Source organism: Glutamicibacter ardleyensis (genome assembly GCF_014644555.1).
In the GTDB taxonomy this organism is placed as follows: Bacteria; Actinomycetota; Actinomycetes; order Actinomycetales; family Micrococcaceae; genus Glutamicibacter; species Glutamicibacter bergerei.
Genome location: NZ_BMKX01000001.1, coordinates 644,802 through 661,735, shown reverse-complemented (window position 1 = coordinate 661,735; position 16,934 = coordinate 644,802). Strand labels below are relative to the sequence as shown.

The window sequence follows — 16,934 nt, the reverse complement described above, 5'->3', positions numbered from 1 at the left end:
AATTGATCCGGAGGAACGAATGAATTTGGGTGGATGGGTGAAGACGGCGCGGCCGGGCAAGCGTGCGGCGGTTTGCGCGATGGCGGTCATTGCGGGGATATCGCTCACCGGGTGCGGAGCCGTGGAATCCTTCAACAAGCAGACCGCCGACGCGTGGAGCGTGACCTACGAGGTCACGGTCACCGGCGAGACGATCAACGCCGTGGACCAGATCGTTTACCTCGAATCCCCGGGGCGCGGTGAGGCCTCGGCGGAAACCACCGTGGAAACGGCGGCGACGGTTAATGACGCGAAGAATGCAGACACCGCAACCTGGCGGGAAACGACGATAGTTACCGCCGAAGACGACGCCGGTGTTGCAGCCACCCCGCGCAAGGGAGCCAGCGCGACCTGCCGGGTACTGCTCGACGGCGAAAAAGAGATCAGCACAAAAACCGGTGCCGTGGGAGAACGCGTGGAATGCCGGGTGAAGACCCCCGCCTTCGCCGAATAGACCTCGAATTGAATTCAGCAGCGTTGTAGGGAAGTATCCGGATATGGTGGCTGGCTACAGCCAGCACCGCAAATCAGCCAAGGAGATGCAGTGAGTCAATCGGCAAACCAGAACGAGTCCACGGCCTTCAGCTCGCAACAGCTCGAAGAGTTCACGGTGTGCTGCATGCAGGCTGTGGGAGCCAGCGTGGAAGATGCCAGCTACATGGCCTATCACCTGGTGGCCTCCGAAATTGCGGGCCACCCCTCCCACGGCTTGCGCCGGCTACCGGAATACGTGGGCCGGGCCTTGGAAGGCAAGACAAACCCGTCAGCCAAGACTAGCGTTGAGAAAGATTCTGGGGCACTGCTTGCGCTGAACGGCAACCGTGCTCCCGGACATTTTGCCTTACGCGATGCCACCGCGCTCGCCGTAGAACGCGCCAAGGAGTACGGCATTAGTGCCGTCACCGTGCGCAATAGCGACTTCGCCGGACGCTTTGCACCCTTCTGCGAGCAGGCGGCCGAGGCGGGAGTGATCACTCTGATCTTCGGAAACAATAACGGCTCACTGCAATCGGTGCTTCCGCCCGGCGGGCTGCAGCCGCGGCTCTCCACCAACCCCATCGCCGCCGGGGTGCCGCGTGCCCAAGCCCCGCACATGGTGCTTGATTTTGCCACCAGCGCGGTAGCCTCCGGACGACTGCACTATGAGAAAGACAGCGGCGCTAAGGTATCAGAACAATGGGTCGGAGCCGGCGGACACCTCAAACCCTTTGGCGGGTTTAAAGGCTTTGGATTAGCGCTACTTGTTGAAGCTCTCGGCGGTGCGCTGTCCGGTTCGGACACCGTCTCAGGACGCAAGAGCGAAGAAGCCCAAGGAACGCTGATCATTGCCATCGATGTGGCGCAACTACGTGACCTGAATGAGTACACCGCGCAGGTGGAAGAATTCATCGCCTATGTGAAGGACACCGAAATGGAAGCCGGTCAGTCTGCGGTGCGCGCTCCCGGTGAAAATGCTCCAAGTGCCGAACAGCTCGCCGCGGATAATACAATCTTGCTCAACCCCGTGACCACGGCTTCGTTGTTCCAGATTGCCGAGCAGCTGAAGGTGGATGCACCGCAGGTCAGATAGGTTTGCAACGTTGATCTTGAAGTGCCGGACAGGGGTGGCCTTGTATCCGCAGGAGGAAGAGATAGAGCCTGAACCTGGGTCCTGCAAGCTGCAGACTTCTCGGAGCTGATCAAGTAGTCTTCGTTGGATTGCGTGAAAACCTGACGAGGTAAGTGATTTTTCGTTCGATTGGCATTGGTGTTGCTGAGATCCTAAAAGCGGACGGTGGGTAATGTGTTGGTGCAACGTGCCGAGACTACTCCTCGGCGATTTCGCGTTTTGTCTCCGGACAACCCGATCCGACCATGGATGGCTATCTGCTTCCCGGCTTTCCTGCGAATCTTTGCTTGTTAGACACCCTGCATATTGCACGCCAGATGCGCGACGGGGGAATCCGGCGGTCCTTGGGCGCGGTATTGGGTGTGGGTGTTTGCTTTGGATACATCCCCTATTACGAATAGCTCATAGCGGTGCTATGATTACGAAAAGGTAATGAAATCTTCTTTACTACGTAAAGGTAATGAAAATGCATGGGATCATCCGCAAGACATCCGACCTCGGGTTGATGGTGTTGGCTGTGCGGCAACGTCACGGACTCTCACAGGTAGAACTTGCGGAGCGTCTCGGAGTCAGCCAACGCTACCTTTCTGAACTGGAAACGGGCAAGCCAAAAGTGCTCAATGCCAGGCTCCTCGAAGTCTTGTCAGCGCTCGGAATTGAGCTTTCGTTCAGGGAGGCCCGGTAGCCAGTGGATGCAACCCTTCCAATCCACATCTACGGAGTTTATGTCGGCGACATCCGTCGCATTTCTCGCGATCAAATCACCTATCAGTCCACCAGTGAAGGAATGGCCAAATTTGGCATTGGTTCGACGATTGTTTCCTTGAGCCTGCCGCTGGGCCCTCGTCAGTCTCTGCCAGGAGCGGCAACAGCATTTTTTGGAGGACTGCTTCCCGAGGGTAAAGGTCTGGAGAACCTTGTTCGAGATTCCGGGGCAGAGCGCCCCGACGTGTTTGGACATCTCGCATACGCAGGACTCGATGTAGCCGGGGCACTGCAAATTGGTGAAATATCAGATCTATCGGTAGGTAGCTATGAGCCGATGACCGACGCCCAAGTCGCACAAAAAATCGGGCGCATCAACCTCCACACGTTAGGCCAAGTAGGCGGTGGAGGATCACTGGCCGGCTATCAACCAAAGATGACGATGGCCCGTATCGATGGAGCCTGGCACGATGCAGTGAATGGTGCACCGAGTACGCACATAGTGAAGCCTTGCGTAGACGAGGACTCCGCGCGCGGACTGCGTGCACTTTTTGATGAAGCGTACTGCCTGGAACTCGGTAGAAGGTGTGATCTGGTGAACTTCGCCAGCGAGGTGTCAATATTTGATGGCACCTCCGCTTTGGTGATCGAAAGATACGATCGGTTCACCGATGACCAAGGGGTCATTGGGCGAGTCCACCAAGAAGATTTGGCTCAGGCGATCGGTCTTCCGTGGGATGCCGATTCGAAGTTTGAGCACAATCACCCTTACCGTGCCACTCTCAAAAATATGGCAGGTATCTTGAGCCGGCGACGCACAGCTTTCGGGCAAGGCCTTGATGACCGCGAGCAGCTTTTGGCCTACGTCGTGGCAAACGTTGTTTGCGGAAACACTGACGCCCATGGAAAGAATTTCTCCATCCTCCACAGGCCTGATGGGCGTATCGAGTTGGCTCCGTTATACGACGTCACTCCTCAGATTCTTTACTATGGTCGACCCGTCACACCCTCGATGAAGATCGACGGGATCTCGCATCAGCCGCACGTCACCCGCGAACGGTTGATTTCGGAGGCTGCATCGTGGGGGCTCAAAGAGAATCGGGCGTTGGAAATTGTCAATGAGACTTTGGAAAAGCTTCGATATGCCAGCCAAGAAATCGAGCTACGCGGCGGCAGCGAGAAGCTGCCCCTCCTAGTTGCCGGCCATGCTAAAAATCTGCTGAACGGTAGGAAAGCGGCAATTGCCAGTGGACCGATTGCCCTGAGCAATTTGGCACCCATCTCGAAACTTCCTCCAGTGAGAGAACCGTAACCATCCCACACAGGGGGTCACTGAGCTACCATTCCCAAACCGGTGAAACGCTCAACAGCGAACTTCTCACGCTTGACGCTGTTGCGCTACTGGTTCCGCTCGTATATCGCACTTGGATGATGCAGGTGCAAGGGCACCATGACATCAATCCTTCGACAGGGAACCTCACGGGGGTAAATGCTGAAGCAGTTTGAATGCCAAACACCCCTAGATGTGTGAGACCAGCGGATCCGAGAGTCGCAGAAGATCAGTTGTCCTCAAACGCGGACTAGGTGTAGGTAGTGTCCTTAGCAATAACGTTGAATCCCTTTTTGCCGACCCCCGAACAGTTACCTCATGGATTCGCATAAACACGGATCGATTAAACGCCTCAGGGCTGTTGCCACCATCGTGATGGTGGCAACCGCCCCGAGGGATCCAGCTGCGGACCGAGCTAGCTGCTCTTGGCAGGCACAGCCGGGTCCGGTGAACCCTCGGCCTCTGCATGCGGATGACGACGTTCCAAAGAAGCGCCTTCCACATCGATATCCGGCAGAATCCGGTTTAGCCACTTCGGCAGCCACCAGGCCTTGTCGCCGGCCAAGTGCATAAGTGCCGGGATCAAAAGCATGCGAACCACAAACGCATCAACCAGTACGCCGAAAGCCAAGGCAAAGCCGATCGGTCGGATCATCGCGCTGTGTGAGAACACAAAGCCGCCGAAGACCGAGATCATGATGATCGCGGCCGCGGATACCACCGCGCGTCCGGCGCGCACGCCTTGGACCACGGCCAGCCGCGAGCTGGCACCATGGGCGTAGGCCTCGCGCATGCCCGAGCCGATGAACAGCTGGTAATCCATGGCCAGCCCGAAGAGAATTCCGACCAACAGCGTGGGCAGGAAGTTCAGGATGGGCCCCGGGGTATCAACCCCGAAGACCGCGGAGAACCAACCCCACTGGTAGATGGCCACCACTCCGCCGAGGGCCGCGAAGTAGGAAAGGATGAAACCGAGCGTGGCAACAACCGGCACAAAAATCGAGCGGAACACCAAGATCAGGATGATCATGGACAGCCCCACCACCACGCCCAGGTATATCGGCAGGGCTTGGGCCAGCTTCTCTGAGATGTCCACGTTGCCACTGGCCGCACCGGCCACGCCAATCTCAAATTTGCCGTCCAGCGGTGAGAGTCCACGCAGGTCGTGCACCAGGTTTTCGGTGGAAACGCTGGTGGGGCCCTGCGCAGGGATGACCTGGAATGCGGCTACCGTGCGGTCCGTGGAGGTGCCTGCCGGGGCAATAGCAACCACGTCTGGCTGGGCGAAGAGCGCCTCGGCGATCTCGCGCTGGTAAGCCAGCGCCGCCTCGTCGGTGTTGGTGGCGGGAAGGTCGGCGACCACCAGCAGCGGACCGTTCTGGCCTTCGCCGAACCGCTCGGAGATGGCCGAATACGCGCGGTACTGCGTGGTGTCGTGGGCTTCGGAAGACCCGTCGGGCAGGTTCAGCCGCAGGTCTAGTGCTGGAATCGCGAGCACCAGCAAGAGCGCGATAGAGACCACCGCGGTGCCGATGGCGCCCTTGGTGGACATTGCACGCACGGCCTTCTTCGGGGACGGGGCGAGCACTGGTTGCGCCGCTGCACCGGCAGCCAGCGCTGTGCGTTCCTTGCGGCTGAGGATCTTGGTCCCCACCAGTGAAAGCAGTGCCGGGGTCATGGTGATGGCCACCAGCACGGCAATCAGGACGCTGACCGCGCCAACGGAGCCCATAAGTCCCAGGAACGGAATGCGCGTGACATTTAGTGCCAGCAAGGCGATGAACACGGTGGCGCCGGCAAAGACCACGGCATTGCCGGAGGTGCCGTTGGCCAAGGCGATCGACTCGCGGACCGAGTAGCCGTCCTTGAGCTGGTGGCGGTGGCGGTTGATGATGAACAACGAGTAGTCGATGCCCACCGCCAGACCCAGCATTAAGCCGAGCATCGGGGTTACCGAGGACATGTCCAGCACGCTGGACAGCGACATGGCGCCCAGGGCGCCGATGGCAACGCCCACCAGGGCCGTCAGCAGCGGAAGCCCCGCACCGATCAGTGTCCCCAGCATGACTACCAGGACGATTCCGGCGACCAGCAGGCCAATGGCCTCGCCTACGCCAAAGACGCTGGGGATGCCCTGGGAGACCTCGGAGGAGTAGTCGAAGCTGACGCCCGCAACGGGGGTGTCGTCGAATGCCGCAACCAGTTGATCCTTGGTTTCCTGGGCGATATCCATCTGTGCCTCGGTGAAGACCGTGGTGATGACCGCGGCTGCGCCGTCCTGGGACACGGTGCGGATTTCGGCTGCCATCTCCAGCAGTGAGGCGCCCTGCTCAAGGGACTCTTGCTGTGCCTCAAGCTCGGGTGTGTTTTCTTCAAGTGCTGCGCGTTGCTTCTCCAGCTCGGCGGCGCCGGCGTCCAGCTGGGCAAGCTGTGCGTCGAATTGGGCCTTGGCCGGCTCGTACATGCCGGCCGCCTTGGCCTGGCTGATGGCCTGCTCGAGCTGTTCGCGCCCGGTATTCAGTTGGGCCTCGGCATCATCAAGTTGGGTGGTGCCCGCAGTTAGCTGCTCACGGGCGTCGGTGATTTGGGCCTTGCCATCCTTGATGTCCTTGGCCTGCTTGCTGCGCTCGGCCTCGCTGGCAAAGGGATCAACGATGGTTTCGATGCCATTGATCGTGGTTGCCTTGGTGATGATCTTGCTGATTGCTTTTTCCTGCGCCGGCGTGAAGGCCCTGCCGTCGCTGGTTTGGGCTACGACACTGCCGGTGCCGCCCGAAGCCTCGGGGAACTTCTCGGCAAGCTTGTCGGTGACCTGCGCGGTGGGGGTGCCGGGAATCGACATGGCGTTTGACAGCGTTCCGCCACCCAGCGCGAAGGCCACGCCCACGGCCAGCAGTACCGCGAACCACGCGGCCAGGATTTTTCGTGCATGGCGGGCGGAGCCGCGTCCAAGACGATACAGAAATTCAGCCATGAGTCCTTCGTAGTTTGTTGTAAAAGATGCTTCTTAGTGGAGTTAGTGGGACCCAAACCCGGTGCGCAGCGAGCTAATCAGCCGTTCGACAAGTTGTGACCACAGCTTCCTGGATTCCGGTGAGTCGACGGCGCCGCAGACCGAGATCCAGTGCAGGTAAATCACCAGCAAGCCGTTGGTCATGGTGCTGACCAACAAACCCACCTCAAGCGGATCCGCATCGGGGTGCCGGCCGTGCAATTCCCGCCCGAGGTGTTCATTAATTTCGGTAAACGCGCGTCCGGCCATTTGAGCCTGACGTGGCGTAAGCCGGGGATCATCGCTGCCAAGGACCTTTGTCAGGTAGACCATGGCGGTGATCAGATCTGCTTGGCGAAAGGTCTGTGCAAGGTCATCAAAAATGGGGACCTTGGTACTGCCGGACGCCGGCGAAATGGAGGCAAGGTGTTCAACGACCCGTGTGAGTTCTTTGCCGCATGCCTCAATGATCACGTCATCGAGGGAGGCGAAATGGTTGAAGATCGTGCGGCGGGAGACATTTGCTGCAAGTGCCAAGTCGTCAACGGAGAACTCACTGCTCTGACGCTCGCGCATGATTTTCGAGGCGGCGTCGATGATCGACTGGCGATGCTTTGCCTTGATCTCGGTACGGCGGTCAACCGCCGTCAGGGGAGTATTCACCTGATTACACTAAGTGCATCGATGCATTCAGTGCAACTATCTGACGGCAGGTGTGATGCGACTCTCGCGCGCCGGCCTAGTGGCGAACCGCGGGTGCAGCCGGCGGCTGCGGCAAACGGTTTGGTCATGCCGCATGAGCGCCTGGTTCAGGCGCATGGCCAGCTGGAGGTCCAGATTCCGTGAGGAATCTTTCCACCCCGGCCCAATGAGCTTGTCGATACGCTCCAGTCGGTTATACAGGGTATTGGCGTGGATATGTAACGCTGCGCAGATGCGCGCGTGCAGCCGATAATGCGCTGCACAGTATTATCCGGTGGAACTAGGCGTGCTGGATTGAATTCAGCGGAGAGTTCCTGGGCAATAGAACTAAGACCATGGCTAAGCCAAGGGTCCCGAAGAACACGCTCACCCACCAGGTGGAAGACCAGCCTCCAGTGAGGACTACCAGCCAGGCGACAAGCATGGGACCGGTGAAGTTTCCGATATTAAAGATCTGCTGCATCAGGCCCATGGCGGCCGGGGCCGAGCCGCCCTCCGGCGCCAGATCCACCGCCAAGCGAGTCATCGTGGCAGGAACGGCCGCACCGCATAAGGAGAACAGCCCCACGCAAAGCACCTGAACGAGGACCAGAGTTTTCGGGTAGTCGATCGCGAAAGTCAGCACGGCCGTTACGGCCATGATCACAAATGAGCCCAACAGTAGGCGCTTGCCGGCGATGCCACGTTGCAGCAGCAATCCGGTGATGATCGCTCCGAGGGCATTCAGCCCGCCGACTACAGCCGAGAATAATCCCCCAAGAATCGGCGACAGCCCGTCTTCACGGAAAACGGTGGGCAAAAAACCAACGATCGCCATCCACTGCACCGTGTAGCAGCCGAAGATAACCCCGCTAACCCAGATCTTTCCCGAGGCGGCGGTCACCGCAATACGCCGCAGAGCCACCCGCGCGTTCGCTCCACCGCCGGATGCGGAACCGGAGACAAACTTGAGAATCAGAATGATTGGAATCACCGTCAGAGCTGCGAGGACCAGCCACCAGATCTGCCAGGAGATGAAGCGCAGGGCAATCGCGGTGCCCAAGACGCCGAAGAAAGTAGCTATGCCCATGAAAGCCGCCCACCACCCTACGGCGAGGTTCATACGTTTCAGCGGGGCATGGGCGCGCACCAAGCCGGGTCCCATCACGCTGCACATGATCACCCCGGCACCTTCGATGACTCGTGTGCCCAGCAGCATTGCCGCATTGGGGGAGAAAGAGCCTAAGGCCGAGCCGAGCACGAGCAGCAGCAGTCCGAGGATCATGATCTTGCGCTGGGAATAGATTTCGGCCAGCAAAGACATGGACAGTCCGCCGAGCATGCCGGCCACCTGAACCACACCCAAAAGTACGCCGGAAAAGATCAGGGACAAGTGCAGTTGCTCCTGCAATACCGGAATGGCCGAAGGGAGCTTCCAGATATGCAGCGCCGCCATAACTCCTGCGAAGACAGTGATAATCCATGCAGAGTCGGTGCGCTGGTGAGTATCGACTGAATTGTTCGTTGAGTTCATGACTTTTCCTTCCACGTCGGATCAGGCCATCTAGCGACCGTGATCCAAGGCATACACCGTGGATTCTTTCACGACCTATCCCAAAGCTTGGCTTTGTAACGTCATATGCTGTTCGACCCAGTATTTAAGAATCCTTGGGATTTCATGGATTTCCTAGCCAGTCTCGATCTTTCGCACTTAGAATTGCGAAAAATGGAGTGAGGAGGACTTGTCCTCGAACTCAACGGAAGAAGTGCAAGCCAGCTGAATTCGCCAACGCACGAATGCGAGAAATGATCATGGATAGTGTTGGAACCCTGAGCCCGTTCAACTCACCAACGGTGAAGCTGGACAGGCTGTTTGATGCGCCAGGTATCGAGATTTTTGCCAAGCTGGATTTACTTCAGCTTTCCGGTAGCACCAAGGAACGCACGGCAGGAAGCCTGATCGATTCCTTCATGAAATCGGGGCAGCTGCAATCGGGCGGAATGGTCATTGAATCAACGTCGGGAAATCTGGGCATTGCCTTGTCCCGGCAGTGCGTGGTGCGCGGCATCAAATTTGTAGCGGTAGTCGACGAGAATGCGAACAAGTCTGCGTTGGACATTATGCGTGCCTACGGTGCCACGGTTGATCTCGTGGTGAACCAGCCGGACGGCAACAAGCTCGCAGCTCGCCGGCAACGGGTTGCGCAACTGTTGGCCGAGAACCCTGGTTCCGTCACCACGAACCAGTACGGCTCACTGCACAATCCTGCAGCACATTTTTCCTCCACTATGCCGGAGATCATGGAAGCGGTAGATGGCCGCTTGGACATGTTATTTGTCGCCACAAGCACTACCGGCACAATTCTAGGATGCCAAAACTATGTGCGTGAGCACGGGCTTTCAACGAAGCTCATTGCCGTGGATGCCATGGGCTCGGTGCTGTTCGGTGGCGAATCCGGAAACAGGCGTTTACCCGGTCTGGGCGCAGGAATTGTTCCGGAGCTGGCATTGCAGGCGAAGCCAGATCGAGTGTTCCGGATCCCGGAAATCGACATGGTGCGTGGCTGTCGGACGCTTGCGCGCCGTGAAGGAATTCTTGCCGGCGCATCCACCGGGGCAATAGTCTCCGCCATGGGGCAGCTACTGCCCGAGATTCCCCAAGGATCACGCATTGCCTTCTTGGTTCATGACTCGGGGGTTCCATACCTGCTTAGCGTGTACAACGACGACTGGGTTCGCGAACAACTGGGTGAAGAACCAGACAGCGTAGAGGCTCTGCAGCGAGAAGAGCTTTCGGCTCCATGACCCGCATAGCCATGATTGGCGGCGGTCCGAAGTGCCTGTTCGCTTTGCTAGAGCTCAACGACCGCCTTGATGAGCAAACTGCTCGGACGGTTCAGGTTGATGTTTATGACCCTTATCTGCCCGGTGCCGGACGAGTCTGGAATACCGAGCAACCCAGCGAACTGCGGCTGAACGTCAACGCGCGCATTATCGATGCCTCTTCCAACCTGTGCTCTCAAACTTTCAACCAGTGGAGGAGCTCGGATAGTTCTCGCGCGCAGGCAGATACGTATCCACCACGAGCGCTGGTCGGTGAGTATCTGGGGGAGCAGTTCGAACGTCTGAGGAAGCAGGGCAATCTGCAGGTAGCCCACCGAGCTTTGGCCGTCGGCAAGTTGGTGCGTAGTGGCTCCTACTGGGAGGTCACCACACAACGAGGTAACGAACTCTATGACGAGGTAGTGATAGTCACTGGGCACGGGCTTGCCGGTTACCGGGCAGAGAATTCTCCGGAAGGTTCAATCGCGGCAGTCGCGCTCACTGTAGAACGCGGGACAAACAATGTGGGCGAGGTGCCTGCGGGCAGCCACGTGCTTTGCCGGGGAGCGGCGCTCACCGCCTATGACGTCATTCTGTCCCTGACCGAGGGACGTGGTGGAGCTTGGAAGGCCCGAACAACGAACGGTCTGCCGGGTTTGTGCTATCTACCTAGCGGGGATGAGCCAGAACGAATCACCATGACCTCACGGAACAACATTCCTATGAGTCCAAAGCCTCAAAGTGTGCCGGCGAACCTGCAAAGCACCCTTGAAGCCTATGGGGAGCAAGTACTTCTGTGGGGCACTCCAAATGGCACCAGCCACGAGATGGACGCGTTGTGGCAGATCCTCCTTTCCTGTGCCAAAGACTGTGCGGAACTCTGCGGGGTTCCCGCCAGCAAGAAGTCCTTGTGGGAAACCTTGCAAGCGGGGCGCTCAGAGCGCCTGCAAACTCTGGGAGACCCGGCCGAACAGCTGCGCAGGAGCTTGCGTGCAAACCACGGTTTGGAAACTCCCACGCACGAATGGGTTTGGGCTATCGTCTGGTCCGGGGTCTATGCCCAGCTGGTTAGCGCACTAGCAAGAACCCCCTGGCGGACAGGAGAGCATGAGCAGTTCAGCCGCTTGGCCGCGAACCTGGAACGCATGGCCTTCGGCCCACCCGAGCCCACGGCATTTAAGCTGCTGGCTCTGTTCGATGCAGGATTGCTCAGCCAAGAACCTTCTACAAAGACGGTTAAATCCGGTGCCGTGTTCATCGATGCCGTCACCGCGCCGGCAGGAGTGCTCACCGCTCCGGCGCCGGATGGTCAGCCGGCAAACACCTTGATCAGCGGATTGCTTGCCGACGGCGAGGTGCTGATCCGTTCCGGGGAACGCGGATTACTTACGGATACCGACGGTACATGCCTGAATGCGCGCGGAGAACGCAACGAGTCGCTAGCCGCCTTGGGCAGGCCCACCGAGGATCCAACACTCGGGCACGACACCCTGAACCGAAGCCTGCACCCGGAATACCGTGGTTGGGCCCAAAGAATTGCACGAAAAGTCACCACCGCAAGCCAGAAAGTAGCCTATTGATGCCACCGCTGATGTACGGAACTGCCCAGCTGACCGCGCGGCTGGAACCGTGGATGGAGCGGCTCCTTGCCGACCCCGTGTTGTGCCAGGAATTGATCCAACAATATGGATCGCCATTGAACCTGCACGACTTCACTCCCATGAGCAGGAATATTGCCGAGCTGCGAGAAGCCGCAGCGGAGCATGACGTTGATTTCCAGATCTATTTGGCGCGCAAGGCAAACAAGACGATCGGCGCCATCGACCATGCAGCGGCGGAGGGGTGCGGCGTGGATGTCGCCAGCTTCCACGAACTCGACCAGTGCCTGAAACGTGGAGTGCCGGCAGAACTGCTGATCGTCACGGCTGCGGTCAAGTCAGCAGAACTGCTCGCCTTGGCGGTGGAAAATGACGTGGTGCTGAGCCTGGACAACGTTGACGAGGCGCTGGACCTGCTCGATATTGCGGCGCAGTCCGGCCGCCGGGTACGGGTTGCGCTGCGCCTCGCCTCCGCAAACCCAAGGATTGCTCCCACACGGTTCGGGCTCCGTGCGGAGCAGTGGCTTCAGTTCCTTGACTCGGCCGAACGAACGCAGGGCTTTCAGGTGTGCGGCGTCCATTTCCACCTCAATGGGTACAGCGCTCAGCAGCGGGCATTGGTCCTGGCCGAATCGCTGCGGCTCATTGATGCGTTGCTGGATTTGGGCCATGCGCCGGAATTTGTGGACATGGGAGGCGGGATCCCGATGTCCTATCTGGATGATGCCGCGCAATGGAGCGGCTTTTGGGAGGATCTTGCCGCGTTGCCGGCCGGGGATGAGTCTTTGACGTGGAAATCCGACCGGCTGGGCGCCACGGGAGCCGAGCCAAGCGGCTCGGTGTACCCGTACCACCAGAAGTTGATCCGTGGAGAGTGGCTGGATCAAATCCTTGAAAGCCGTCCGGAAGGCGGGCACGAATCTGTTGCCCAGATGCTCAAGCGACGCGGCGTTCAGCTGCGCTGCGAACCCGGCCGGAGCCTGCTGGACGGCTGCGGGATGACGCTTGCAAAGGTGGCTTTCGTCAAGACCCGCAGTGACGGGCTGCCGCTGGTGGGCTTGCATATGAACAGAACCCAGTGCCGCTCAACGTCGGCGGACTTCCTAGTGGATCCAATACTTATACATGCAGGGACTCCACGAAGCGAGCGGGTCGCGCTCAGCGCGTTTTTGGTGGGGGCCTACTGCATCGAGGAGGAACTGATTCTGCGGCGCCGTTTCGAATTTCCGCAGGGCGTTGCCGCCGGAGACCTCGTGGCATTTCCCAATACCGGCGGGTATCTGATGCATATTATCGAAAGCGCGTCGCACCAGCTGCCCCTAGCCAACAACCTTAGAAGCGGTGGCCAGGGGTGGCTTCGAGACGATATCGACTCGATGATTCTGGACTGAAATTCCTACATCACCGCGTGGGCTCCGCCGTCCACCACCAGATGCGAACCGGTGACCCATTTGGCCTCATCTGAGGCGAAATAAAGTCCGGCGTACGCAACTGCTAGTGGATCGCCCGGCTTGCCGGAGATGGTGCGTTCAACGATCGGCGCTACCGGTGCCTTATCGCCCAGCTCTTCATACATGGCCAGAATCGGTGGGGTGGCCATGACGCCGGGGCTGACGCAATTGACCCGGACGCCCACCGCGATACCCTCCGCGGCTAGCTGCTTGGTCAGCGCAATGACTGCACCCTTAGCAGCCGCGTGCGCCGCCTGCGGCAAGACACGCGCGCCTTGGACTCCAGCCACCGAACCGATATTCACAATTGCGCCACCGGATTTGGCCAAATGCGGCCACGCGCTCTGGCAGGCATGCCAGACCAGATCCAGCTCGTTCTGGATGGTGAAGCGGTAATCCTCGCTGCTCATCTGGGCGAAGGGCGCAAATTTAGGCATGCTCGCATTGTTGTAGAGCACATCAACCTTGCCGAAGCGTTCGACGGCGCCATTGATCCAGGCATCGATTGCCTCGCGCTGGCCCAGATCCACCGGAGCGCTGGAATCGATAGAGCCACCTTCGGCTTCGATGAGCCGAACCGTTTCCGCCGCGCTTTCCTCGTTGAGATCACAACCGACCAATGTGGCGCCTTCGCGGGCAAAAAGCCTTGCGGTTTCCCGACCCATGCCACCGCCGATACCTGTAAGCAGGACAATTTTTCCAGCTAGACGACCATCGGTCATGATGATTTCTCCATTTACTTAGATGCCTGTAGTTGACCTTATGCAATCACCTTCTTATTGCCGGTGGAACCTACGAGGCACCGATGGTGCAGTGCGTGCACACTTCTGTGCACGCACTGCACCATCGAGTGAGAGATGCCCCACACAGGGGCAAGCTGGCGCACCATGGAACTCACACAGTAGCTTCACCTTCAGCGCTATCTAGGAGACCTGAAAAGATGAGCAATACCTCTGAGACCACTACTCGTCCGCTTCCTCCGGGCGTCACCGAAGACGACCTGGACAACGCCTTGGCAGCTTTCGCCGAGGCCATCGGCGCCGAGAATGTCGCCACCGACGCCGAATCCCTGGAAGACTTCCAGGATCCTTTCCAGGTCCCGGGCACTGCCACCAATGTGCCCTCCGGCGTTGTCAGTCCCCGGAGCACCGAGGACGTGCAGGCGATCGTGAAGATTGCCAACCAATACAAGATCCCGCTGTGGCCCATCGGCCGCGGCAAGAACAACGGCTACGGCGGTGCGGCACCGCAGGTGCGCGGCTCGGTGATGCTCTCCTTCCGGGAGATGAATAAGGTCCTGGAGATCAATGAGGAACTCGGCTACGCGATCGTGGAGCCGGGCGTGAGCTGGTACGACCTGCATGACGCCATCGAGGCCGGCGGGCATAACTTGGTTGCCTCCATCGTGGACATCGGTTGGGGAGGGGTCGTCTCGAATACGCTGGAGCATGGGCTGACCTACATGCCGTACTCGATCGACCAGGCCTCGCACTGCGGCTTCGAGGTGGTGCTCCCTAACGGCGACCTCATGCGCACCGGCTCCGGCGCGATGGACAACAACCCGACCTGGCCGCTGTACAAGCGCGGCCTCGGTCCCACCTCGACCGAGATGTTCATGCAGTCCAACTACGGCATCGTCACCAAGATGGGCTACTGGCTGATGCCCAAGCCCGAGACGTACATGCCGCTGTGGCTGCGCGTCTGGGATGAGGAGCAGATGCCAGCAGTGGTGGACGCGCTGCGCGAGCTCATGCTCGACGGCACCATCGACATGCGCCCGCAGCTATCGAACACGCTGTGCATGGCCTCAATGCTCACCACCCGCGCCGAGTGGTACGCCGGCGAGGGCCCGATGCCGGAAGAGGTCATCGACAAGATCGCCAAGGAGATGGGACTTGGGCGTTGGATGATGCGCTTTGCGCTCTATGGCGACGAGGCCGTGGTCGACCATAACTTCGCCAAGCTTGAAGCGCGTTTCCTGCAGATCCCGAGCGTTGACCTGGTAGGCCAAAAACATGACAAGGAAGCCTGGGAGACGCTGCCCAACCCGCACGAACGGGTGCAGATCGGGGTGCCGAGCCAGGACCTGTACAAGATGGCCGGCTGGTCCGGTGGTGAAGAAGGCGGCCACGTCGATTTCTCGCCGGTTATTCCGCTCACCGGGAAGAATGCGATTGCCGCGCAGAAGATGATGCGGGAAATGTGCGCCGAGGCGGGACTTGATTTCCTCGGCGGCATGCTCCCCATCAACGCGCGGTCGACCACGTTCATCAACGTAATTGCCTTCGACACGAAGAACCCCGAGCAGGTCGCCAATGCGTATGCGCTGGCCAAGCGGATGGTTGCCGAAGCCGGTAAGCGCGGCTACGGCGAGTACCGGGCGCACCTGTCCTTCATGGACCTGGCGGCCGAGCAATTCGGCTTCAATGACCACGCGCTGCGCCGCTTCAACGAGCAGATCAAGGACACTCTTGATCCGAATGGGATCATCGCCCCGGGCAAGTCAGGGATCTGGGGCACTCGCATGCGCGAGGCTGGATTCCCGCAGGCCTAAGCGAACTCAGGGTGCTAGTCCCTGCCTTCAGGGCAGGGAGTAGCACCCTTGAAGTCACTATGCTTCTTGCAGGCGCCAAGAAATCGAAGCCTCTGGCCACGACAGGCTAGGCTGCTAGCCGGGCATCCCGGGGTGAGTAACCATGTACTTCGCGGAACGCCCGGCTGAAGCTTGCCGGGTGCAGATATCCCCATTTGGCCGCAATCGAGGCAACGGAACTTTCCGGGAAACGCCGTAGTTCCCCGGCGGCGCCTTCCAGACGGCGTTCGCGAATCCATGCCGAGACGCCTAGCCCGGTTTGCGCGAAGAGCTTGTGCACGTAGCGGGTCGAAACGTAGTGGGCCTGTGCGATCAGTTCGGGCCCGAGCTGCGGATCGTGGAGTTGGTCCAGCGCGAAGCGTTGCATCTGCGCCAAGAGGGTCTGCGGCCGGGTGGCTAATGCCGAAGGGTTTTCTCGTTGGAACATGTTGGCCAGCATGGGCAGTAGCATTTGTGCGGCGCTTGGTCCGTCCCGTTCATCCAAGTTGCCGCCGAGCGCGGTGCGTGCCAGGTTCGCCAAGAACGGTGCCGTCAAGGTAGTGAGGCCACCTCTGCTGCCGCCGCCAACCCGAATGGCGGTCTGGCCGACGATGGTTTCAGCCCGAGTCCCAATGAACCACTTGGGAACGCTGAATACAAGCACCTCGAAGTCCCCGCGGCTTTCAAAGATTGAGGGAGTTGAGGTGTCTTGGCAGGCTAAGTCGCCGGGTCGCAGCAGGCATTGGCGCTCATCTTGCCCTATGAGAATCTCGCCCTTAGTGAGCAAATAGAGCAAGATGCTTTCCGGGTCGGCTGCAGCGATCATCTGCTGGGTGCGTGCCACTCGGTGTGCGAGTCCTTGGATGGACTGCACTGCCACCGAGCCAAGCTGGCCGCTGGCCAAGCGTGCTTCGAAAGACGGGGACACAAATTCCTCGACGCGCATGGGGAAGAAGCGTTCGGCAATCCCTGCGGACCAGTAATCCCGGCGCTCGGCGGCGGGTACCGAGCGGGTGTCGAGTACGGCGGTCATCGTTGCGCCCCGAAGGAAAAAATGAGCATGGTTGCCGTGACCTTTCCCCAAAAAGTTCGATTCGTATCGTTTCGATTGTAATTCGGGTCACAAGATAAAGC

Annotated in this window: 14 protein-coding genes; 8 read left to right on the top strand and 6 right to left on the bottom strand. The window is 59.4% G+C overall.

The window, feature by feature from the left end:
* Positions 1–19: 19 nt before the first annotated feature.
* From IEX04_RS02975 to IEX04_RS02960, 4 genes are all read left to right on the top strand, one after another.
* Entirely contained in the window at positions 20–493 is a 474-nt protein-coding gene (locus IEX04_RS02975; RefSeq protein WP_096254391.1) for a hypothetical protein, read from the top strand.
* 90 nt (positions 494–583) lie between these two features.
* Positions 584–1,609 (top strand): Ldh family oxidoreductase, encoded by a 1,026-nt coding sequence (locus IEX04_RS02970; protein ID WP_096254392.1) that lies wholly within the window; start codon positions 584–586, stop codon positions 1,607–1,609.
* Positions 1,610–2,114: 505 nt separating this feature from the next.
* On the top strand, positions 2,115–2,333 hold the full coding sequence (relB, locus tag IEX04_RS02965; RefSeq protein ID WP_188683557.1) for a type II toxin-antitoxin system RelB family anti-toxin: 219 nt from the start codon (positions 2,115–2,117) through the stop codon (positions 2,331–2,333).
* A gap of 3 nt (positions 2,334–2,336) precedes the next feature.
* Positions 2,337–3,665: a HipA domain-containing protein gene (locus IEX04_RS02960; protein ID WP_188683555.1), complete on the top strand. Its 1,329-nt coding sequence runs from the start codon at positions 2,337–2,339 to the stop codon at positions 3,663–3,665.
* 433 nt (positions 3,666–4,098) lie between these two features.
* On the opposite strand, the gene IEX04_RS02955 is transcribed toward IEX04_RS02960, so the two are convergent.
* From IEX04_RS02955 to IEX04_RS02940, 4 genes are read right to left on the bottom strand one after another with little or no spacing between them, the layout of a single operon-like run.
* A complete protein-coding gene (locus tag IEX04_RS02955; protein ID WP_188683553.1) occupies positions 4,099–6,657 on the bottom strand; it encodes an MMPL family transporter in 2,559 nt (852 codons plus the stop codon).
* A 42-nt stretch (positions 6,658–6,699) separates the two neighbouring features.
* On the bottom strand, positions 6,700–7,338 hold the full coding sequence (locus tag IEX04_RS02950) for a TetR/AcrR family transcriptional regulator (protein WP_188683551.1): 639 nt from the start codon (positions 7,336–7,338) through the stop codon (positions 6,700–6,702).
* Between the two features lie 36 nt (positions 7,339–7,374).
* A complete protein-coding gene (locus IEX04_RS19110) occupies positions 7,375–7,611 on the bottom strand; it encodes a helix-turn-helix domain-containing protein (RefSeq protein ID WP_382344609.1) in 237 nt (78 codons plus the stop codon).
* A gap of 46 nt (positions 7,612–7,657) precedes the next feature.
* Complete coding sequence (locus tag IEX04_RS02940) at positions 7,658–8,890, bottom strand: MFS transporter (protein WP_188683549.1); 1,233 nt, start codon at positions 8,888–8,890, stop codon at positions 7,658–7,660.
* Positions 8,891–9,168: 278 nt separating this feature from the next.
* Between IEX04_RS02940 and IEX04_RS02935 the strand changes: the two genes are divergently transcribed.
* Genes IEX04_RS02935 through IEX04_RS02925 form a run of 3 tightly spaced genes read left to right on the top strand, consistent with a single transcriptional unit; the run spans position 9,169 to position 13,168 of the window.
* Positions 9,169–10,161, top strand: a complete 993-nt coding sequence (locus tag IEX04_RS02935) for a pyridoxal-phosphate dependent enzyme (RefSeq protein WP_188683547.1) — start codon at positions 9,169–9,171, stop codon at positions 10,159–10,161.
* A complete protein-coding gene (locus IEX04_RS02930; RefSeq protein ID WP_188683545.1) occupies positions 10,158–11,759 on the top strand; it encodes an FAD/NAD(P)-binding protein in 1,602 nt (533 codons plus the stop codon). Before IEX04_RS02935 ends, IEX04_RS02930 begins: the two co-directional genes overlap by 4 nt.
* Positions 11,759–13,168, top strand: a complete 1,410-nt coding sequence (locus tag IEX04_RS02925; RefSeq protein WP_229676973.1) for an alanine racemase — start codon at positions 11,759–11,761, stop codon at positions 13,166–13,168. The genes IEX04_RS02930 and IEX04_RS02925 overlap by 1 nt, the downstream gene beginning before the upstream one ends.
* Positions 13,169–13,173: 5 nt before the next feature.
* Here the strand turns inward: IEX04_RS02925 and IEX04_RS02920 are convergent, their stop codons facing one another.
* Entirely contained in the window at positions 13,174–13,950 is a 777-nt protein-coding gene (locus IEX04_RS02920) for an SDR family NAD(P)-dependent oxidoreductase (RefSeq protein ID WP_188683543.1), read from the bottom strand.
* A 218-nt stretch (positions 13,951–14,168) separates the two neighbouring features.
* On the opposite strand from IEX04_RS02920, the gene IEX04_RS02915 reads away from it, so the two are divergent.
* Positions 14,169–15,782 (top strand): FAD-binding oxidoreductase, encoded by a 1,614-nt coding sequence (locus tag IEX04_RS02915; protein WP_188683541.1) that lies wholly within the window; start codon positions 14,169–14,171, stop codon positions 15,780–15,782.
* A 106-nt stretch (positions 15,783–15,888) separates the two neighbouring features.
* Here IEX04_RS02915 and IEX04_RS02910 read toward each other — a convergent pair whose 3' ends face one another.
* Positions 15,889–16,833 (bottom strand): helix-turn-helix domain-containing protein, encoded by a 945-nt coding sequence (locus tag IEX04_RS02910; protein ID WP_188683539.1) that lies wholly within the window; start codon positions 16,831–16,833, stop codon positions 15,889–15,891.
* Between the last annotated feature and the right edge of the window lie 101 nt (positions 16,834–16,934).

What these genes read in the sequence shown, in the direction of transcription:
- IEX04_RS02935 (WP_188683547.1), top strand. Translation starts at nt 9,169, where the DNA reads ATGGATAGTGTTGGAACCCTGAGCCCGTTCAACTCACCAACGGTGAAG.
- IEX04_RS02915 (WP_188683541.1), top strand. Translation starts at nt 14,169, where the DNA reads ATGAGCAATACCTCTGAGACCACTACTCGTCCGCTTCCTCCGGGCGTC.
- IEX04_RS02975 (WP_096254391.1), top strand. Translation starts at nt 20, where the DNA reads ATGAATTTGGGTGGATGGGTGAAGACGGCGCGGCCGGGCAAGCGTGCG.
- relB (WP_188683557.1), top strand. Translation starts at nt 2,115, where the DNA reads ATGCATGGGATCATCCGCAAGACATCCGACCTCGGGTTGATGGTGTTG.
- IEX04_RS02930 (WP_188683545.1), top strand. Translation starts at nt 10,158, where the DNA reads ATGACCCGCATAGCCATGATTGGCGGCGGTCCGAAGTGCCTGTTCGCT.
- IEX04_RS02910 (WP_188683539.1), bottom strand. Translation starts at nt 16,833, where the DNA reads ATGACCGCCGTACTCGACACCCGCTCGGTACCCGCCGCCGAGCGCCGG.
- IEX04_RS02920 (WP_188683543.1), bottom strand. Translation starts at nt 13,950, where the DNA reads ATGACCGATGGTCGTCTAGCTGGAAAAATTGTCCTGCTTACAGGTATC.
- IEX04_RS02955 (WP_188683553.1), bottom strand. Translation starts at nt 6,657, where the DNA reads ATGGCTGAATTTCTGTATCGTCTTGGACGCGGCTCCGCCCGCCATGCA.
- IEX04_RS02940 (WP_188683549.1), bottom strand. Translation starts at nt 8,890, where the DNA reads ATGAACTCAACGAACAATTCAGTCGATACTCACCAGCGCACCGACTCT.
- IEX04_RS02925 (WP_229676973.1), top strand. Translation starts at nt 11,759, where the DNA reads ATGCCACCGCTGATGTACGGAACTGCCCAGCTGACCGCGCGGCTGGAA.